Origin of the sequence: Collinsella sp. TF08-11AT (assembly GCF_003437035.1) — a bacterium.
In the GTDB taxonomy this organism is placed as follows: Bacteria; Actinomycetota; Coriobacteriia; order Coriobacteriales; family Coriobacteriaceae; genus Collinsella.
This window is the reverse complement of sequence record NZ_QSRL01000007.1, coordinates 40,241-57,890: the sequence shown is the minus strand read 5'-3', so window position 1 is coordinate 57,890 and position 17,650 is coordinate 40,241. Positions and strand designations below refer to the sequence as shown.

General features: G+C 61.1%; 12 protein-coding genes. 4 read left to right on the top strand and 8 right to left on the bottom strand.

Annotated elements, in window-relative coordinates:
- Nucleotides 1–50: 50 nt before the first annotated feature.
- The 3 genes from DXC79_RS06010 to DXC79_RS06000 all read right to left on the bottom strand — a co-directional run bounded on the left by DXC79_RS06010 (nt 51) and on the right by DXC79_RS06000 (nt 4,874).
- Complete coding sequence (locus DXC79_RS06010) at nt 51–2,732, bottom strand: RNA helicase (RefSeq protein ID WP_117635498.1); 2,682 nt, start codon at nt 2,730–2,732, stop codon at nt 51–53.
- A 309-nt stretch (nt 2,733–3,041) separates the two neighbouring features.
- Nucleotides 3,042–3,881 carry a tRNA (guanosine(46)-N(7))-methyltransferase TrmB gene (locus DXC79_RS06005; protein WP_117635497.1) on the bottom strand — a complete coding sequence of 280 codons (840 nt, stop codon included), beginning with the start codon at nt 3,879–3,881 and terminating at the stop codon, nt 3,042–3,044.
- Between the two features lie 120 nt (nt 3,882–4,001).
- Nucleotides 4,002–4,874, bottom strand: a complete 873-nt coding sequence (locus DXC79_RS06000; RefSeq protein ID WP_117635496.1) for a class I SAM-dependent methyltransferase — start codon at nt 4,872–4,874, stop codon at nt 4,002–4,004.
- A gap of 267 nt (nt 4,875–5,141) precedes the next feature.
- On the opposite strand from DXC79_RS06000, the gene DXC79_RS05995 reads away from it, so the two are divergent.
- The 4 genes from DXC79_RS05995 to DXC79_RS05980 all read left to right on the top strand — a co-directional run bounded on the left by DXC79_RS05995 (nt 5,142) and on the right by DXC79_RS05980 (nt 9,641).
- Nucleotides 5,142–5,858 carry a helix-turn-helix domain-containing protein gene (locus DXC79_RS05995; protein WP_117635495.1) on the top strand — a complete coding sequence of 239 codons (717 nt, stop codon included), beginning with the start codon at nt 5,142–5,144 and terminating at the stop codon, nt 5,856–5,858.
- A complete protein-coding gene (locus DXC79_RS05990; protein WP_158550977.1) occupies nt 5,858–6,757 on the top strand; it encodes a DUF4097 family beta strand repeat-containing protein in 900 nt (299 codons plus the stop codon). Before DXC79_RS05995 ends, DXC79_RS05990 begins: the two co-directional genes overlap by 1 nt.
- Nucleotides 6,758–6,854: 97 nt before the next feature.
- Nucleotides 6,855–8,762, top strand: coding sequence for an elongator complex protein 3 (locus tag DXC79_RS05985; protein WP_117635493.1), 1,908 nt, complete (start codon nt 6,855–6,857; stop codon nt 8,760–8,762).
- Nucleotides 8,763–9,641, top strand: coding sequence for a spermidine synthase (locus DXC79_RS05980; protein WP_117635492.1), 879 nt, complete (start codon nt 8,763–8,765; stop codon nt 9,639–9,641).
- A 27-nt stretch (nt 9,642–9,668) separates the two neighbouring features.
- On the opposite strand, the gene DXC79_RS05975 is transcribed toward DXC79_RS05980, so the two are convergent.
- The 5 genes from DXC79_RS05975 to DXC79_RS05955 all read right to left on the bottom strand — a co-directional run bounded on the left by DXC79_RS05975 (nt 9,669) and on the right by DXC79_RS05955 (nt 17,635).
- Nucleotides 9,669–12,113, bottom strand: a complete 2,445-nt coding sequence (locus DXC79_RS05975) for a DEAD/DEAH box helicase (protein WP_117635491.1) — start codon at nt 12,111–12,113, stop codon at nt 9,669–9,671.
- 116 nt (nt 12,114–12,229) lie between these two features.
- Nucleotides 12,230–13,534 (bottom strand): ATP-binding protein, encoded by a 1,305-nt coding sequence (locus DXC79_RS05970; protein ID WP_117635490.1) that lies wholly within the window; start codon nt 13,532–13,534, stop codon nt 12,230–12,232.
- On the bottom strand, nt 13,527–15,281 hold the full coding sequence (locus DXC79_RS05965; RefSeq protein ID WP_233503024.1) for a TerB N-terminal domain-containing protein: 1,755 nt from the start codon (nt 15,279–15,281) through the stop codon (nt 13,527–13,529). The genes DXC79_RS05970 and DXC79_RS05965 overlap by 8 nt, the downstream gene beginning before the upstream one ends.
- An 88-nt stretch (nt 15,282–15,369) precedes the next feature.
- Entirely contained in the window at nt 15,370–16,086 is a 717-nt protein-coding gene (locus DXC79_RS05960) for a DUF554 domain-containing protein (RefSeq protein WP_199408654.1), read from the bottom strand.
- Between the two features lie 118 nt (nt 16,087–16,204).
- Entirely contained in the window at nt 16,205–17,635 is a 1,431-nt protein-coding gene (locus tag DXC79_RS05955; protein WP_117635489.1) for a hypothetical protein, read from the bottom strand.
- Nucleotides 17,636–17,650 lie beyond the last annotated feature (15 nt).

The following is a 17,650-nucleotide window of genomic DNA, read 5'->3' as shown; positions in this document are numbered from 1 at the left end:
GCTGGCGATGTTGCCAGCGGCCCCGCTTCGTTTCGTCCCATTGCGCCCGGCTAGTCCTCGAGCAGGTCCTCGATAAAGCCGACGCGGTAATTCTTGAAGATGACCTCGCCGCCGTCTTGCGTGGCGTCCAGATCGACATCGCCCATGATGCCAAAGTCGTGGTCGCCATCCTCGTCGGCAAAGATCTGGTGCACGTGCCATACGTGCGCGGTCTTCTCGTCGGACTCGTCGATGGAGAACATCGCGGCGCTGCGGGCATCTCCGTCGGTGAGGATTTCCTCGTGCTGCTCGTGGTAAGCGTCGAGTGCTTTTTGCCAGCGGATCTCGCTCATGCCCCAGTCGTCGTCGAGCTCGCCCAGGTCGCGAACGTGCTCGCGGGCGGCAAGGGTCACGCGGCGGAAGAGCGCGTTGCGCACCAACAGCGTGCAGCCGCGGCGGTCCGCCACGACCTCGTCGATGCCCTGCGGCGGCGCAGCATCGAGGGCTGCCGGGTTGCCGGCGTTCTCCCACTCGTCCACCAGGCTCGAGTCCACCGAGCGCACCACAAAGCCGAGCCACGAGATAATGTCGCGCAGACGCTCGTCGCGCTTCTCGATGGGCACGGTGCGGTCGAGCGAACGGTAGGCCTCTGCCAGGTAACGCAGCAAAATGCCCTCGGAGCGGGCGATGCCGAGCTTTTGAATGTAACCCTTAAAGTCACTCGCGCTTTCCAGCATGTCGCGCAGGACACTCTTGGGCGAGAGCTGGTAGTCGTTGGCCCAGGGTACTTCCTGGCAGTACTTGTCAAAGGCGGCGTCGAGCAAATCCTCGAGCGGTTTTTCGTACGTGACGTCTTGAATGCGCTCCAGACGCTCCTCATACTCGATGCCGTCGGCCTTCATCTCGGCCATAGCTCGATCGCGTGCGGCACGCTCCTGCGCACGCAGCACTTGCTTGGGATCTTCGAGCGTCGCCTCGACCATTGAGATTAAATCCATGGTATAGGTCTCGCTCTCGGGATCGAGCAGCTCCAACGCGGCGAGCAAGAACGGCGAGAGCGGCTGATCGAGCGCGAAGTCCTCGGGCAGATCGACCGTCAGCGCATAGTCGATGTCTGATGCGGCGTCGGTCGGGGCGTCGGGCGCGGGCGGCACCTCGGTGCGCACGACGACGCCGGAATCGATGAGCGTGGCGAAAATCTCATCGGCGCGAACCTCGAGCTTGGACTTTTCCTCGGGGGTCTGCAGGCTTGTCTCGATGAGGTCGTGCACGCGGGCGCGGGCATCGCCGCCCTGTTCGACCACGCTAATCACCATGGAGTGTGTGATGCGAAGGCGCGGCTTGAGCGTTTCGGGCTGCGTCTCGATCAGGCGCTCAAAGGTCTGCTTGTTCCAGGTGACAAAGCCCTCGGGGGCCTTCTTCTTTTTAATCTTGCGGAGCTTCTTGGGGTCGTCGCCCGCCTTGGCCATGAGCTTGGCATTCTCGATCTCGTGCTCGGGTGCCTCGGCAATCACCATGCCCTCGGTATCGAAGCCCGAGCGGCCGGCGCGACCGGCAATCTGATGAAACTCGCGGGCGCGCAGACGACGCATCTTGTAGCCGTCGAACTTGGTGAGCGCGGTGAGCACCACGGTATGGATGGGCACGTTGATGCCGACGCCGAGCGTATCGGTGCCGCAGATGACGGGCAACAGGCCCTGTTGTGCCAAGCGCTCGACCAGCAGACGATAGCGCGGCAACATGCCAGCATGGTGCACGCCGACGCCGCATCCGAGCAAGCGCTTAAGAATCTTGCCAAAGGCCGTCGAGAAGCTCGTGCCCTTGGCCGCCTCCTTGATGGCCTCGCGCTGCTCCTTGCTGGCAATACCAAAGTTGGCGAGGGATTGCGCCGTCGCAAGTGCGGCGTCCTGGCTAAAGTGCACGATGTAGAGCGGGGCCTCGCCGCGGCGCATTGCGAGCTCGACGGTGCCCTCGAGCGAGGTCGTCACGTAGTCGTAGCTCAGCGGCACGGGGCGTGGGGCATCGACGACCAGATCGCACGCGGCGCCGGTGTGCTCCTCGAGTGAGGCGGCGATCGCGGTGACATCGCCGAGCGTGGCGCTCATGAGCATGAATTGTGTGTGAGGCAGGGTGAGCAGCGGTACCTGCCAGGCCCAACCGCGATCGGGGTCGGCAAAGTAGTGGAACTCGTCCATGGCGACGCAGCCCACATCGGCATCTTCGCCCTCGCGCAGTGCGTCGTTAGCAAGGATCTCTGCCGTGCAGCAGATGACGGGCGCTTTGGTATTGATATGCGTGTCGCCGGTGATCATACCGACGTTATCGCGGCCGAGCACCTGTACCAGGTCGAAGAACTTTTCGCTGACCAAGGCCTTGATGGGGGCCGTGTAATAGCAGCGCTTGCCCTGCGCCATGCCCATAAAGAGCATGCCCAGCGCGACGAGCGATTTGCCCGATCCGGTCGGTGTGCCTAAAATGACGTGATCGCCGGCAGCCAGGTCCATGAGGGACTCTTCTTGGTGGTCCCACAGCTCAATACCGCGATCGCTCGTCCATTCAAAGAAGCGCTCGAAAGCCTGGTCGGGCGTGAGCCATGGTTCGGGCTCGCTGCCATCCTCGGGCTCCCACCAAGCGGGGGAGAGCGCGCCGAGCGAGCCGAACTCTGCCTCGGTTCCCGTGCCGCCCGAGAATGAGCTGGCAGCGCCGGCGCCGGAGACGGTGCTGGCGGCGGTATCTGTCGTGGTCTGTGCCATGTGGTTGCTTTCTCTCGCGTTTGTCCGCCATCCATTATGGCGTAGCGGCGGCGCGGGGTGCTAGCGCGCGGGAAAATGCAGGAAATGGGCGTTCTGCCCAGCCGTTTGGTGCAGTAGCCAGCTAAGTGAGTAGACTTTTTGCGATATCGCGAGCACATGGCTTTTGCGCAAGGGCTCTACCTGCGGTTTTAGTTTTCGCTATGCGGGTTGTGCTTGGCTATTGCTAAATAGTCTACTCACTTAGGTTTGAGGACCGTTCGCTGGCGCTTATTTGCGCTTGTTTGCCGATGCCGCGACCATCAGAAGCCCCTAGGACTCCTGCGGTAAGCGCTTCTTGCCCTTGCGGGCGCGGTTTTTAAAGTTCTCGACGGCTTCTTCCATGCCCAGAGGCACATAGGTGAGCTCATCGAGGTTATCGGGCAGGTAGCAGGCAAGACTTTGCTCCTGCATGTGACCCGCCGTGAGCACATCGTCACTGGGATGTGCGCCGGGTGTGGCGCAAATGCCATAGACGACGGCACCCATCTCGCGCGTGCGGCGCTCGTATTCGGTCTCGGGGTGCTCGGGATGGTCGCGGCGGACGTCGTCGCTTACCCAAAGCGTGTCATAGCCGGCCGCAGCAAACTGCCCCAAGGCGTAGTCGCGCAGCGGCTTGCTGTCGGTGCGCAGCGTGACGGTGGCGCCGGCTGCAAAGAGCGGGCGGTAGAGCATCAGATGGTCGACATGGACGAGCCGCTTTTTGGCGTACTTGGCCTTGGGCTGCGGCGTGGGAAAGTTGATGGTGATGGCATCGAGCTCGCCTGCGGCAAACAGCTGCGGCAGTGATGCGGCGCCTCGGGGCAGGACGAGTGCGTTGGTCAGTTTCTGCTCGCAGATTTTCTGTGCGGCATAGGCGATGCAGATGGGTTCCTGGTCCATGCCGATAAAGAGCGTGTTGGGCTCACGGCGAGCGCGCTCTACAAGGTACGTTCCCTTGCCACAGCCCAGATCCAGGTGAAGGTGTTCGAAGGGCTTGCTGCCTGCGGGCGCACAGGCCTCGCGCCAATCTCCGGCATATGCCTCGGGGTTCGTCTCAATCGCATCGGTGTAGCGCTCCAGGCGCTCCTCGAGCACAAAATTCTTAGGCGTGCGAACGTGGACGGCTCCCATGAGGGCTCCTTGGTCATACGTATGGAACACATTGCAGGCGCGTTCCGTCAATGGGTTGGAAAAAGATGGGCATAGTTTGCCCGAACGCTGCGGTGCGGCTCGGCGGCGAGTCGTCGGTGCCTACAGACGCTTGAGAATCACATAGCGGTTGAGCTCGCCGCTGCGACCGTCGGCATGGAAGCGCTCAAGCTCACGCACGGGGACCTCGCCGCTCTTGTAGAACGTGCGGACGCCGCGCACCAGGTCGGTGATCTGCTGATCGTCAAAGTGATGGCAATAGCGGTAGGCGTGGCGGTCGTTTTGCCAGCCAATGAGGTGGTCGCCGGCTTCAAACTGCGCGGAATCGTAACCCTCAAACGGTGGGGTGAGCTCGGCGCGGGCTTCGGCTCGAACGGCCTTGCGTGCCATACGCTCGTCGTTCATAAACTCCCAAAAGCTGATGGCGATGATGCCACCCGGGCGTGTCTGGCGCACCAGGGCGTCGAGCACACGCACACGGTATTCGCACGACGGCACGTGGTGCATAAAGCCAAAGCACACCGAGATATCGGCGAGCGGGGCATCGAAAAGCACATCGGGCGTCTCGGCGGGGTTGAGCTTCATGAGGGCGTCGAGCGCATCGAGTTCCTGGAAGTGCAGGTTGGGAATGCGCAGGGCGTGGCCGTGGGCGTCTATTGCCAGATCTTGGCACGAGTCGACACCATAGAACTCAAACGGGCAGCTGGCATCTGCCGAGGGGTTTGCGCCGTCGACGCCCTTGGCGGCAAGTGCCCCGCCGGCGGCAAAGTTCTCGAATCGCATATTGCCGCAGGCAAGGTCGAAGACGCGGACGGGATGCTCGATCGTGGCCGCATCGAGCTGCTCGAGCGCGATGTCCATGGTGCGCACCCAGCCGGGCCACGGGGCCTGGCGCGTATCGGAAAAGGAGGCGGAGTGCTCGCGATAGAACGTATTGTTGAGCTGGATGAGCGATGAGGCGAAATCGCGGTTCACGGCGCGGAACTCCCTCCGTTGGCGGTGCGGAATAAACAGTACGACCATACTACCGTTAACGCCGCAGCGGGGACAACTGAGCCGCGGGTCATTGCTTTGTTTGGACACATTTCCGCAGCTCATATGTGCCCGCAACCGCCGGTTGTCAAAAATCTCACTAGAATAGGTGGCATGCTTTTGGCGGTGGCGGATAGATTTTTAACTGTGCAAGGCGCCTTAAGAACAAAAACGGTCCGGCGGCACGGCTGGCATCACATAGGAGGAACCATGAATGTAGAAACTGCACAGCGGCTTGCCGACCTTCGCCGCAGCAAAGGCTTTAGCCAAGAAGGGCTGGCGCGAAAGCTGGGGCTGTCGCGCCAGGCGGTCAGTAAATGGGAGCGTGCGGAGAGCTCGCCTGATACCGAGAACCTGATCTCGCTCGCCAACCTCTATGGTGTGAGCCTGGACGAGCTACTCAATCCGAGCGATGAGATCGAGGACGATATCGAGTTTGAGAACGAGGACCGCGCCCGTCAGCGCGAGGCCGAGGCGGCAGAGCGTGCACGTACCCATGAGGCGGCGGCACGCGCCACCGAGGCGGCAACGCAGGCAAGTGACGCGGCAGCCAAGGCGGCGCAGGCGGCAAGCTGGAGCGCGCAGGCGGCTAACGCCGCGACGGCGCAAGCGACGAACGCCGGTGCGGTCAATCCGACTCCGGTGAAAGGTCCGTTCCAGTCGTTCCCGTATTGGGCTGTGTGTTGGCTGCTGTTCTTTTTGCTGATGTTCCCGTTTGGTGCCGGCCCCTTTGCCGCGCTGATCTTCTTTACGATTCCCATCTATCACTGGGTGGCGCGTGCACTCGATGGTGATTGGGCGCGCGGGGATATTCAGGTTGGTTCGGCGTCGGTGGCAGCTAGGGCTCAGAATGTTTCCGCTGCGGTTGACGCTGACGTGGCCACCGCGGCCACCGCCGAGCCGATTTCCAAAGAGGGTGATGAATGATGAAGCTTTCGCATGAATCCAAGGTGCGCTTGGGCGTTGGCGTCGGAGCGTTTGTGCTCATCATCGGGCTTGTCTTTGGCATTTCGCGGACATTGATTCATTTTGATGGTCCGTGGGATCTCGACGATGTTGTATCCGGCTTGTCCAGTATGGACGATGTGGTTGACGACGACGATTTTATGAACGATGGCGGTAAATATTCCGCTCAGCCTCAGCAGCTTTCGAGTGCGACCTTTGATGCCGATCAATTTCGCTACCTCGATTTCGATATCGCCGCGGCTACGGTGGACGTCAAGGTTGTTGATGACAACAAGGTCCGTGTTATCGAGCGGGGACGCGTTGCCAAGGGCGTGGATGCCTCCAAGGCCGCGACGCAAAACATCGCATCCGTTGAGGACTCGACGCTCAAGGTTTCCCGATCTGGAAGTGATGACGGTAAGGCAATTGACCGCTCGGTTACGGTTGAGCTGCCACGCCGTGTTGCCGAACATCTGAAGGGGATCAACGCACACGTGGGCTCGGGTGATCTGCAGATTGCCGGTGTCATCTGTGATGGTCTTGACCTTTTCCTGGGTGCGGGAGATGTAGAGTTTACGGGCAGCGTGACTGATGCGCTCAGTGCTGAGGTCGGTTCGGGCGATGTGACGTTCGAGCTCTACCAGGCCCCCGCGAAGTCGATGGACGTAAGCGTGGACTCGGGCGATGTGGAGATAACGGTTCCGAACTCTACGGGCTTTACGGCGAGCCTCACCGTGGGCAGCGGCGACTTCGAGAGCGGTTTCCTTCCGCTTGGCTACGATGGCGAGACCATATTGAATCTTGAATTCGACAACGGTGATAAGTCTGCCACGTATCGTTTTAAGGTCGGTTCGGGCGACATGTCGTTCGATCCGGAGTGACATGCGGTTTTCGGAGATCGGTGCATATAGGCATGCTCTTTGATGGAGGCGTCGGGGCCGTGACTGGCTCCGGCGCCTTTGCCTTTACAATGGGGGCATGGAACAGATTATTTTGAACATACTCGAGGCTCTGCGTCGCGGTGAGACCGTGGACGACAAGGCGCTCGTCAAACTGATACATGCCGAGGCGCGCCGTGAGGGTGCCGACAAACGAGATCTGGCCAAGCGCCGTCTGCTGCCGTTCTACCAGCGGGTTAAACGTGAGAAGCCGGCTCGTTGGGCTGGATGGAATGTCGATGCCGAGCTGGAGCGTCAGCTGCTGCAGGTGCTGCGCATGAAGCCGCGCCGCACGGCTTCGGGCGTGGCGACCATTACCGTCATCGCCAAGCCGTGGCCCTGTTCGGGCGATTGCCTGTTTTGCCCCAACGATCTGCGCATGCCCAAAAGCTATCTGCATGCCGAGCCGGCATGCGCCCGTGCGGAGCAAAACTGCTTTGACCCGTATTTGCAGGTGAGCGCTCGCCTGACCGCACTTTCGCAGATGGGGCATGCGACCGACAAGATCGAGCTTATCGTGCTCGGTGGCACCTGGAGCGACTATCCGCAAGGGTATCAGACGTGGTTTATGTCCGAGCTTTTCCGTGCGCTCAATGACGATGCCGTCGCCGGCGTGGCGGCAAACCCCATGTTGGCGCGTCCGGGCATCAGCCGTGCCGAGGCGGGGCGCCTGCTCGATGACGCTCCCGCCGATGCCCTGCCGCCGGTGGTAACAGAGCGCCGCGAGTGCTATCGGGCTGCCGGCATTGCGACAGACGAGGCCAAGCTCGCTGCCGGCGTTGCCGACGAGCAGGAGCGTGTGGATGCTGCCGTGGGCGGCTATAACCGCGCGGTGCGTCGTCTGTACGGCCCCGGTACGCCGTGGGGCGAGGTCACCGAGTGGCAGACGGCAACGATGGAGGAGCTCGAGCGCCAGCAGCGCATCAACGAGACGGCGAAGCATCGCGTGGTGGGGCTCGTTATCGAGACGCGCCCCGATGCTGTAACGCCGCAGGCCCTCATGCTCATCCGCCGCCTGGGCTGCACCAAGATACAGATGGGCATCCAAAGCCTTGACCAGCATCTACTCGATGTCAACGAGCGTCGCATTTCGGTGGCGCAGATTGAGCGGGCGTTTTCGCTTGCGCGCCTGTTTGGCTTTAAGATCCATGCGCATTTTATGCTCAACTTGCTGGGCGCCACACCCGAGGGGGACAAGCGCGACTACGAGCGCTTTATGACCGAGGGGGCCTTTATGCCCGACGAGGTCAAAGTCTACCCGTGTGCGCTCATCGAGGGCTCGCGTCTGGTGGGCTGTTACGAGCGTGGCGAGTGGCGCCCCTATACCGAGGACGAGCTGCTCGATGTGTTGGCCGACGACATCGTGGTGACGCCGGCGTTCTGCCGCATCAGTCGCATGATTCGCGACTTTAGCTCCGACGACATCATGGTGGGCAACAAGAAGCCCAACCTACGTCAGCTCGTCGAGAACCGCTTGTCGGCTCGTGGAGAAGGCGCGACGGTGCGTGAGATTCGCTATCGCGAGATCAGCACGGCGGGTGCCGACTTGGATGAGCTGATCCTTGACGAGGAGGTGGCGTACGAGACGCCGGTGACGCGCGAACGCTTTTTGCAGTGGGTGACGCCCGAAGGCAAGATCGCCGGCTTTTTGCGCCTGTCGCTGCCCGACCGTTCGTTTGTTGCCGCGCACGCGGACGAGCTGCCGACGGGGCCGGAGGAGGCGATGATTCGCGAGGTGCACGTTTATGGTATGGCGGCACGTGTGGGCGATCAGGGCCAGGCGGCTCAGCATCACGGCCTGGGGCGTCTGCTCGTGGAGCGTGCGTGCCAGATTGCTCGGGATGCGGGGTATACGCACATCAACGTGATCAGCGCGATCGGTACGCGCGAGTACTATCGCCATCTTGGATTTTATGACCATGGCCTTTATCTGCAAAAGGAGCTCTAGATGAACAAGCCGAGTGTTTCTGCCGGCGTCGTTGCCGGCGTTGCTCTGGGAGCCGCGGCGCTTGGTGCGGCCGCTGTCGCTGTTCGTGCTGCCTGTCTGCAGGTCGCGAGGACCCGCAACGGGTTGGCACGTGTGAAGCGTGTGCACGACGAGAGCGGTGACGAGGTCCGCGTGCTCGTACAGGGCGGCGTCTACCAAAGCGCGAGCTATGTTGGCGATCGTTGGGCGGAGCCAGTCTTTGCGTACTATCGTGCATTTGACGATGTGTTTGAGGCTGAGGACGCAATGCGTGATGCTTACGGGCATGGTATCGACCGCATGCTTATGCTGGGCGGCGGCGGGTTTGCCTATCCCAAGTTTGCGCTGATGTCGCACGAGGGCCTGCGCATGGACGTCATCGAGTATGACGGAGAGATAACGCGCTTGGCGCGCCGTTGGTTCTATCTGGATGAACTGGAGCACGCGGTGGGCGATCGCCTGCGGGTGATTACCGCCGAGGCTCGCTCGTATCTGGGTGTGACGAGCGTGGGCCATCGTCGCTACGACGTCGTTGTGAGCGACTGCTTTGGCGGTGCCGAGCCCGTGCGCGAGCTGGCGACCGTTGAGGCGCTGCGCCTGGTGCGGGGCAGCCTGAACCCCGGGGGTATCTACGTGGCCAATATCGTGAGCGCAAACGAGGGGAGCGATGTGACGTTCCTTCGCGACTGCGCTGCCACGGCACTCGAGGTATTCGTCCACGCCTGGGTGGTCCCATGTGGCGATGCGAAGTTCAGCGGCGAGGAAAACTACCTGCTCATCGCCAGCGACGGCGACTACGCCTTTGCCGAAGCCGTGCCCTTCGACACCGACTTCCTCGGCACCGTCCTTCACGACAAGTAAGTCTCCCCGTCCCAAAAAAGACTGGTCTTAGGCGTGGTCGCGCCAGCCGTGAACGCGCTGCTTCATGCCCTCTATGTCGAGCACGCCTTCGGCAAAGCCCTTGCGCACGAGCTCTTCGGGAACAAACTCGTCGTAGCGGTCAAAGTAAGGCACCTCGCCAGGATAGACGAGCTCGATGGGATCGAAGTCCTTTTCGGCCTCGGCGGCGAGCACCTCAAAGAACGTCTCCTCGTCGGCCTTCATCTTAAACTGCATAAAGTACGGGCGTGACGGGTCGAGTCCGCGAAGGCCCAGCTCAGCGGCGCATTTGATTTTAAGCATGCGCTCGAGTGCTAGGAAGGCGTAGCTGCCCAACCAGGGGAAGAGCACCCAGGTGTCGCCACCCAGGTTGATGAGCGGCTTAGTTCCCGCGCCCGAAATCTCGGCGGTATGACGAGCCTGCGCCAAGCGAGCCCGTGCGTTACCCATAAGGTACGGATATACTGCGTGCTCAGTGAGCGCTTGGCGCATACGCTCGAGCACATGCGTGTTAATGTCGCCGGGGCAGTCGCCAAAGTAGGCCGGCACCCGGCCCTTGACCTGCGTGGCAAAGACAGTGTGGCGCTTCCAGTCCACTTCCTCGACAATCCAGCAGTGTCCGGCGATGGCGATGCGCTCACCGGGCGGGGGCGGATTAACGATCGTGCCCAGCTCAGCAGATTCGCTCCGGACGGTAAACTCCTCGTTTTCCTGGAACACGGCGTAGAACTTAAAGTTGTTGATGATGCGCTCGCCCGCGAGACCCACGATGAGCCCGCCACCTTCGGTGACCTGGATATGGTCGATCTTAATGAGGTGACGTAGCAGCACACGGTAATCGTCTGCCGAGACACGGTGGAAATAGCTGAGCGTGAGCACGCGCTGGGCAAGTTCGGCCGGCGTGAGCTCGCCGGTGCTGGCGAGGGTCGACATAGTCTGGTGATAGAGCAGGCTGTAGGGGAGACGATCGAGCTCGGGTGGCTCGACCCACTTTTCCTCGCGATAGAGTTGTACGAGCGCGATACCCTGCAGGAGCTTCCAGGGAATGGTTTCGGGCATCATCGTGCGCGGCTCGGGCTCTTCCTCGCGCATGACAAACCACATCTCGGGCGGAAGATCGCGACGGCCTGTGCGCCCCATGCGCTGCAAAAAGGAGCTGACGGTAAACGGCGCGTCAATCTGGAAGGCGCGCTCCAGGCGGCCGATATCGATACCGAGCTCCAACGTAGAGGTGGTGACGGTTGTCTGCGTCTGCTCCTCGTCGCGCATGAGCTCCTCGGCCGTCTCGCGTAGCGATGCCGAAAGATTGCCGTGATGGATGAGAAAACGGTCGGGCTCGTGCCGGCTCTCGCAGTAGCTGCGCAGCATGGAGCACACGGCCTCTGCCTCCTCGCGCGAGTTGGCAAAGACCAGGCATTTGCGGCCGCGCGTATGCTCAAAGATATAGCCCATGCCGGGGTCGGCGTTGTCGGGCGCCGTGTCGGTGGGGTTGAGAAGCGCCTGCTCGGTCGCTCGCGGGATGTCGACTTCGCCCTCGGGGGCCGAGGAAGTGCGACGGTCTTTGGGAGCGGCCTTGTCCCGCGCCTGCTCACGACGTTGACGGTGTTCTTCCTGTGTAAGCTGTCCGCTGTGGCACATGTCTTGTCCGGATGCGGGCAGCGCCGCGGGCGCCGCCGTCTCAATACGCTCGCAAGCAAGCACCTCGGCTTCTTGTGGACCTGCGCTCTCGAATCCTCGCTGCTGAGCCTGGGGGCCCGAGTTGTAGAAGTGCTCCATGGAGATGCGCCACACGCGGCGCGGTCCCTCAAAGCGGGGGATAACGCAGTCGCGCCCCGTTCCCTGCGAGAGAAAGGCGCCCGTGCGCTCGGGGTCGCCGATGGTGGCCGAAAGGCCAATGCGGCGGGGCTGCACGCCTGCCATGCGCGAGAGGCGCTCGATAAGACAGAGCGTCTGCCCGCCGCGGTCGCCGCGCATGAGCGAATGGACTTCGTCGATAACCACATAGCGCAGGTCGCAAAACATGCGCGGGATCGCCATGTGCTTATGGATCAGGAGCGCCTCGAGCGACTCGGGCGTAATCTGTAGGATGCCGCTCGGTTTTTTGATGAGTTTGGCCTTGTGTGATTGCGAGACATCGCCATGCCAGTGCCAGACAGGGATATCGGCCTCTTCGCAGAGGTCGTTGAGGCGGACGAACTGATCATTGATGAGCGCTTTGAGGGGGCCGATGTAGAGGGCGCCCACGCTCGCGGGCGGATTCTCCCAAAACTCGGTCAGGATGGGAAAGAAGGCCGCCTCAGTTTTGCCAGATGCCGTGGATGCCGTCAAGAGCACATTATCTTGCGTGTTAAAGATGGCATCTGCCGCCGCAACCTGGATGGAGCGCAGGCTCTCCCAATCGTGGGAGTAGATGAAGTCTTGGATAAACGGGGCGTAGCGGTCAAAGGCGTTCACGGGGCCTCCTCTCAAAAACGAATTTCTCAACGCTGCCGACAACGGCTTGCTGCATTACAGTCTCAACGTTTGCCCAGATAAAACCTGCCAAAATAAACCTGTCCCTTATTGGCAGGTTAGATGGTGAATTCGGCGAAGTTACGGTCGCCGCCTGCGGTATCGGTGTCGCCTGTTGCGGTTGCCGGCGCCAACGCGTCGCCGCCGACGCTTTGCAGCAGCTCGGCCACGTTGGCGTCGGGGTTTTGGCATAGGATGTCGAGCAGCTCGATAAAGTCACGAATGACTTCACGCGGCGTCAGATGCGTGTCGGCTCCCACGCGACCGAACTCGATCTTGAGGAAGTCCACCAAGTCGTTCTCGGTAAGCGTGGGCGTCCAGCCAAAGTAGCCGGCGTGAATTTGCATGAGCTTTTCGATGAGCACCAGCAGCTCCTCGTAGGTGAGTGGCTGCAGGCGGATGATGGGCGCGAGCATGTCCTTAAGGTCTTCGCGCGCAAAGCGGCCCTGAGCGAGTCGGCTGCGCAGGGCCTCGTAGGAGAACACGCCGCGGCGGCGGTCTTCGATGGAGGTTGGCGTGCCGCCCATGATCATGCCCAGGTACTGCGCCTTGCCTTGGAGCGTGTCGTTGTACATGGTCAGGATCTTCTCGTAGTTGTATTGGCGCGTGATGGCGTTGGGAATCTTATACAGATTCACGAGTTCGTCGATGAGCACCAGCATGCCCTTGTAGCCGCTGCAGACCAAAAAGCGCGCAATGAGCTTAGCGTAGTCGTACCAGTCGTCATCGCTGATGATGGTCGAGGAGCCCAGCTCGGCGCGTGCCTCGCTCTTGGTGCGGTATTCGCCGCGAATCCATTTGGTCACGCGGCTCATGGCCTCTTCGTCGCCCCCGGATGCGGCCATGCGATAGCGGCGGAGCATGCGGGTGAAGTCGAAGCCGTGGACCATCTCCTCGAGCGGGGCCAGTTGGGCATTGACGATCGACTCGTCGACGTCGGCACACGAGGCGACCCAGCGATCCAGAATAAGGTTGAGCGCACCGCCCTCGGGGCGCGTCTTGGTCGATATATTGCGGATGAGCTCGCGGTAGGTGGCAAGGCCCTGTCCCTGACCGCCCTGCAGGCGGCGCTCGGGCGACAGGTCGGCATCAGCGACGACGAATCCCTCGCCCATGGCGTGCGTGCGGATAGTCTGGAGCAAAAAGCTCTTGCCGGCGCCGTAACGACCGACCAGAAAGCGGAAGCTCGCGCCACCGTCGGCGATGAGACTCAGATCGGTGAGCAGGGCGCGGATCTCGACCTCGCGCCCTACGGTGATGTAAGGAAGGCCGATGCGCGGGACCACACCGCCCTTGAGCGAGTTGAGAATGACGGCAGCGACGCGCTTGGGCACGCGAGGTGCTGCGGATGCGGTATCACTCATGGTCTAGGTATCCTCTCACGTCTGCTTCGTAGTCCTCGATAATCTGCGGCCCTGCCGCGCTAAATTCAATTACGGTGTCGCCCACCAGGTCAAAGAGCGCCTCGTTGATGGTATCGACGAGCATGTCCTCGCTCTGCTCCGATTGCACTACCGCCGATTCCGCCTGTACTGCGTTGTGCTCGAGCAGCGCGCGGAGATAGGCGTCTGCGGCGGGCGCGAGTTCGTTTGTGGCGTCAGCGGGCGTAGCAGCTGCGAACGCGGGCGTCGGCGCGAGAAGCGGTGCCACGACACCAAACTGTTCGGTGGATATGGTCGGCTCGTCGGACTCGTCCTGCCCTGCAGCCGCCGCGACCGCCTCGACCATCGCGTCGGCTACGGGCTCGGCTTCCGGTTGCCCTGAGTCCGCTGCCTCGGCTTCTGCGGACGCGCCGTCCTCGCGTTCCTCGTCAATCAAAAGCGCCTCGCGCGTTTGTGCGGCGGCGCTCCGAATATGCCCCAGCTGACTCAGATCGATATCGATCTTGACGGGCTGGTGTGCGGCGTCCCACGAAAGCCATGCCACAATCTCGTCATCGATAATCTTGGCCAGATATTTGGGGACCTTTTCTTCCTTAAGGGGATGGGCAGGGTCCAGCGCCAGGCGCAGGCGTTGGTCGCAGGCGCGCATCATTTCACCGAGCTTGCTGCTCTTTTGCCTACTACCGTGGATACGCATGCATTCCCAAAAGCCGTTTTGGCAACGGTAGATATGGATGGGGTCCAGACGGTATTCGCAGTCCTCGTGGCGCTCGGGCGCAAAGAATACGGCCGAGGCAAACATGGTGTAGGGCATTGCCGTCTCCTCCCCAAATAAACTTGCCACGATGCCGGTCTTTCGGTGCGTGTCATAGTAGCGCGCCATGCGGACATACACGGCGCACGCCACGTGGCGCAGATCGCGGTGGTGGCTGCGGTCGAGCCGCGAGCTACTTAGGTTGTACGTGGAGAGGGCGTTGATGGCGGCCATGAGTCGCTCCTCGCGCACCTCATCGGGCGGAAGGGGGAGCGTGGGCTCGGAGGTTTTGCGACGCTTAGGGGTCTGGCCGGACGGTGCTGGTACAAGGTCTCGTGCCGCGCGCCGCAGCTCGATAAGGGCGTTATCGAATATGACGGTTTTAGAGTCGCGAAGCAGCTTGGGGTCGAGCCCGTGGAACACGGCGTAATCTTGCAGCCACACGCGCGCAAACCGGTCGATGCCGGGCTCGAAGGCGCGATAGACATCCCAAAAAGCCTTGATCTTGTTAAAACCATCGAGTGGATTATCTACGCCAATGCCGCAAATCAGCTCATAGAGATACAGAAAGGCAAAGGACGTAGACGTTTCCTCGACGGTTCCGCGGCGCACTTGGGCACGCCAGGTAAAATAGCCGCGCAGCTGCCGATCGCTCATGGCGTTGTAGGTGGGAAAGTACGACTTGAACGTACCGTTGTAGGGGCAGTCGTCCTCAAAGTCGGCCATCAGCAGGCCTTGGCGGTAGAAAAGCTCGGCTTCCGAAAGCCAGCGACCCGCGCCGCCCTTGGGGTCGTCTTGCCAACGCGATATCTCACGCATCTTGCGGTACTGGTCGGGGAGGAAGTTCTGCATCTGCCGGCCGGTCTTGAGAATCGGCTCGTCTGCGTAGATCTCATTTGAGAAGCGGGCTGACTGATGGGTCCGGGCCTCGGCCATAATGCGCTCGATGAGCATTTTAATGTCCTGGTCGGCCACCGCTTCTCCTCTCCTAACGCAGCTTCGGTGACCTCATATCATAGCACAGCATCAAACAAGTGTTCGAGATACCGTTATGTAGGTAGGTTTAGAACAGGAGGGCGTAGATGACGGCTATGACAACGGAGGGGAGCATATTGGCCGTGCGGAAGGTCTGAGGACGGATGAGGTTGACTCCGACGCAGAAGATGAGCATAGAGCCCACGAGCGATAGGCTGTCGAGGGCGGCGGCGGTCATGATGGGGGAGAGCGCGCCGGCACAGAGCGTAATCGTTCCTTGGAACACGGCAACGGGCAGGGCGGAGAAGATGCAGCCGCGGCCGAGCGAAGCCGTCATGGTGCAGACGATGATGCAGTCCAGCGCTCCCTTGAGGGCGAGCGTGGACCAGTCGCCGAGTAGGCCGTCTTGGATTGATCCCACGATAGCCATGGCACCGATGCAGACGGTGAGCGATGTCGAGACAAAGGCATTGGTGAACTCGTTGTCTTGCTCGCTGCCGGTTTTGCGCTTGAGCCATTCGCCCAGGTTTTCGATGTCGGTTTCCAGGTTTATGGCCTCGCCGATGAGCGAGCCAAGGGCAAACGAGACGATGAGCATGGTGGTGCCGGTGGTCGCCAGCGCTTTCCCGTCAATGACGAGCATCTTTTGCATGGTACCGCCCAGTCCGATAAACAAGACGCACAGCCCCGACGCTTTCATGAGCGTGTCTTGGATACGCGGTGTGATAAAGCGACCGCCCGCTAATCCCAAAAGACCGCCCGCAACTAAAAGGACAACGTTGATGATTGTTCCCAAGCCCGGCATGAGCCCTCCTGTATTGATGCCAACGTGGCAATCGTAGCAGAATGGAATGCGAGACACATCGCGACTCATCTAATACGTTATATAAGTGGTATTAGCAACGACGCGCAGTATTTAAGCCTCAGGTGGTTGTCGGGACATAGGGATAGTAGTCAAAGCGCAGTGTCATAAGCCGCTGTGGGGATTCAATAGCCGCGGCGATGATATTGGCATCGCGGGTACGATCAAACCCTTCGAGTTCGATCTGATACGAGACGTCTTGCATAATGTCCAGACGTCGCCAGGCTAGGAGTGTGTCGCCATCGAATTCCAAGGTCTTGCCTCCGTCTGGGGCAACGGCGTATAGACGCAGTTTAGCGGTGGTTGCAGGGTCGACAACCGTGACCTTTTTAATTTCGTTTCGAGTATTCTTGGCGCCCAACAAGGTGAGCAGTGTTGGGGCCACGACCTCGCCCGATGGCAAAAAGACGACTTCGATGGATTCGGGAAATGCGATGATGGCCGACTTGCGGACGGGCTGATTGGCGGCGGCAACTTCGATGCTCGCGGCGTCGATGACCTCTGTGTGGTCGAGGGCGGCAAGCACGCAGCAGTTACCTTCATCGATCTCCTGAGGATCAGCAAGCCCCAGACTGTCCGCGAGCTCGGGATCGTTTGGATCGGCAGCGGGCTCATTCGGTGCTTCGAAAGAAGCTGGGGCGCTGTTTGTCGGCGACGGCGTGTCGCCCGCACCTGCTTCTTTGTCCGCGCTTTCTTCTTGTATGGTTGCGTTGATGGGTTCGTCGTTTGAGGGGAGCGTCTTGGCGTTAAGCGCGGAGGGGACAATCCCGACGGCTCCGGATCCGTTCCACTCCATCTCGAGAAGCGCCGGGTCGGCAAGAATGCGTTGCCTGCCTAGCGTGTGGGTATCGATCGCAATAGGGCCTGCCTCCGTCCCGCGCGTAAGGCTGAGCGATCCGGCCGGCTTCTCGAAATGAATGTCTGTGTCTTTGGTGCTGACGGCGTAGAACAGCAGGGACGCTTCTCCCGCCGCGACGGCATCGGTGCCGGCTTTGGTCAGCTGCAACGATGCCGTGAATGAGAGGGTGGGCTGCGTGTCGTCTGCATTCGCGGCGGCGCAGCCCAGACATATACCGCCTCCTTTCTCGAAAAACGCACCGTCGAAGACGACCTTCGCTCCGTTCGCCGAGTCATCGACCGAAGCGATGTCGATGCGCAGCTCTAAATTGCATGGATCGCCATCTGCATCGAGCACAACCGAGCGCCACGTGCAGACGGCGCACCCCGCCTGGGAGCCGTTTGCCTTGTTCGAACGATTGATATCCACGACTATCGAGCCGTCCGTATTACGACGAAGGCATCCCGAGGTTGAGATCGCGGCCTGTGCGATCGAAAAACGCTTGCACGCAATGGCGCTCGACGGATTTGGGGCGGAACTTAGGGCTGCTGGTAAGGAGTCTGCCATGACGGGAGTCGCCCAAGCGGCGACAGGCGTTCCGGTTGCGAGCGCGCCGCAAAGTGCGACGACGGGCAAAAGGTTCTTCGATGCCATGGGGTCTCCTTAGCT

Coding starts and splice junctions, on each gene's coding strand:
- DXC79_RS05960 (WP_199408654.1), bottom strand. CDS start 16,086: ATGCCGGGCTTGGGAACAATCATCAACGTTGTCCTTTTAGTTGCGGGC.
- DXC79_RS06005 (WP_117635497.1), bottom strand. CDS start 3,881: ATGGGAGCCGTCCACGTTCGCACGCCTAAGAATTTTGTGCTCGAGGAG.
- DXC79_RS05970 (WP_117635490.1), bottom strand. CDS start 13,534: ATGAGTGATACCGCATCCGCAGCACCTCGCGTGCCCAAGCGCGTCGCT.
- DXC79_RS05995 (WP_117635495.1), top strand. CDS start 5,142: ATGAATGTAGAAACTGCACAGCGGCTTGCCGACCTTCGCCGCAGCAAA.
- DXC79_RS06010 (WP_117635498.1), bottom strand. CDS start 2,732: ATGGCACAGACCACGACAGATACCGCCGCCAGCACCGTCTCCGGCGCC.
- DXC79_RS05990 (WP_158550977.1), top strand. CDS start 5,858: ATGAAGCTTTCGCATGAATCCAAGGTGCGCTTGGGCGTTGGCGTCGGA.
- DXC79_RS05985 (WP_117635493.1), top strand. CDS start 6,855: ATGGAACAGATTATTTTGAACATACTCGAGGCTCTGCGTCGCGGTGAG.
- DXC79_RS05955 (WP_117635489.1), bottom strand. CDS start 17,635: ATGGCATCGAAGAACCTTTTGCCCGTCGTCGCACTTTGCGGCGCGCTC.
- DXC79_RS05980 (WP_117635492.1), top strand. CDS start 8,763: ATGAACAAGCCGAGTGTTTCTGCCGGCGTCGTTGCCGGCGTTGCTCTG.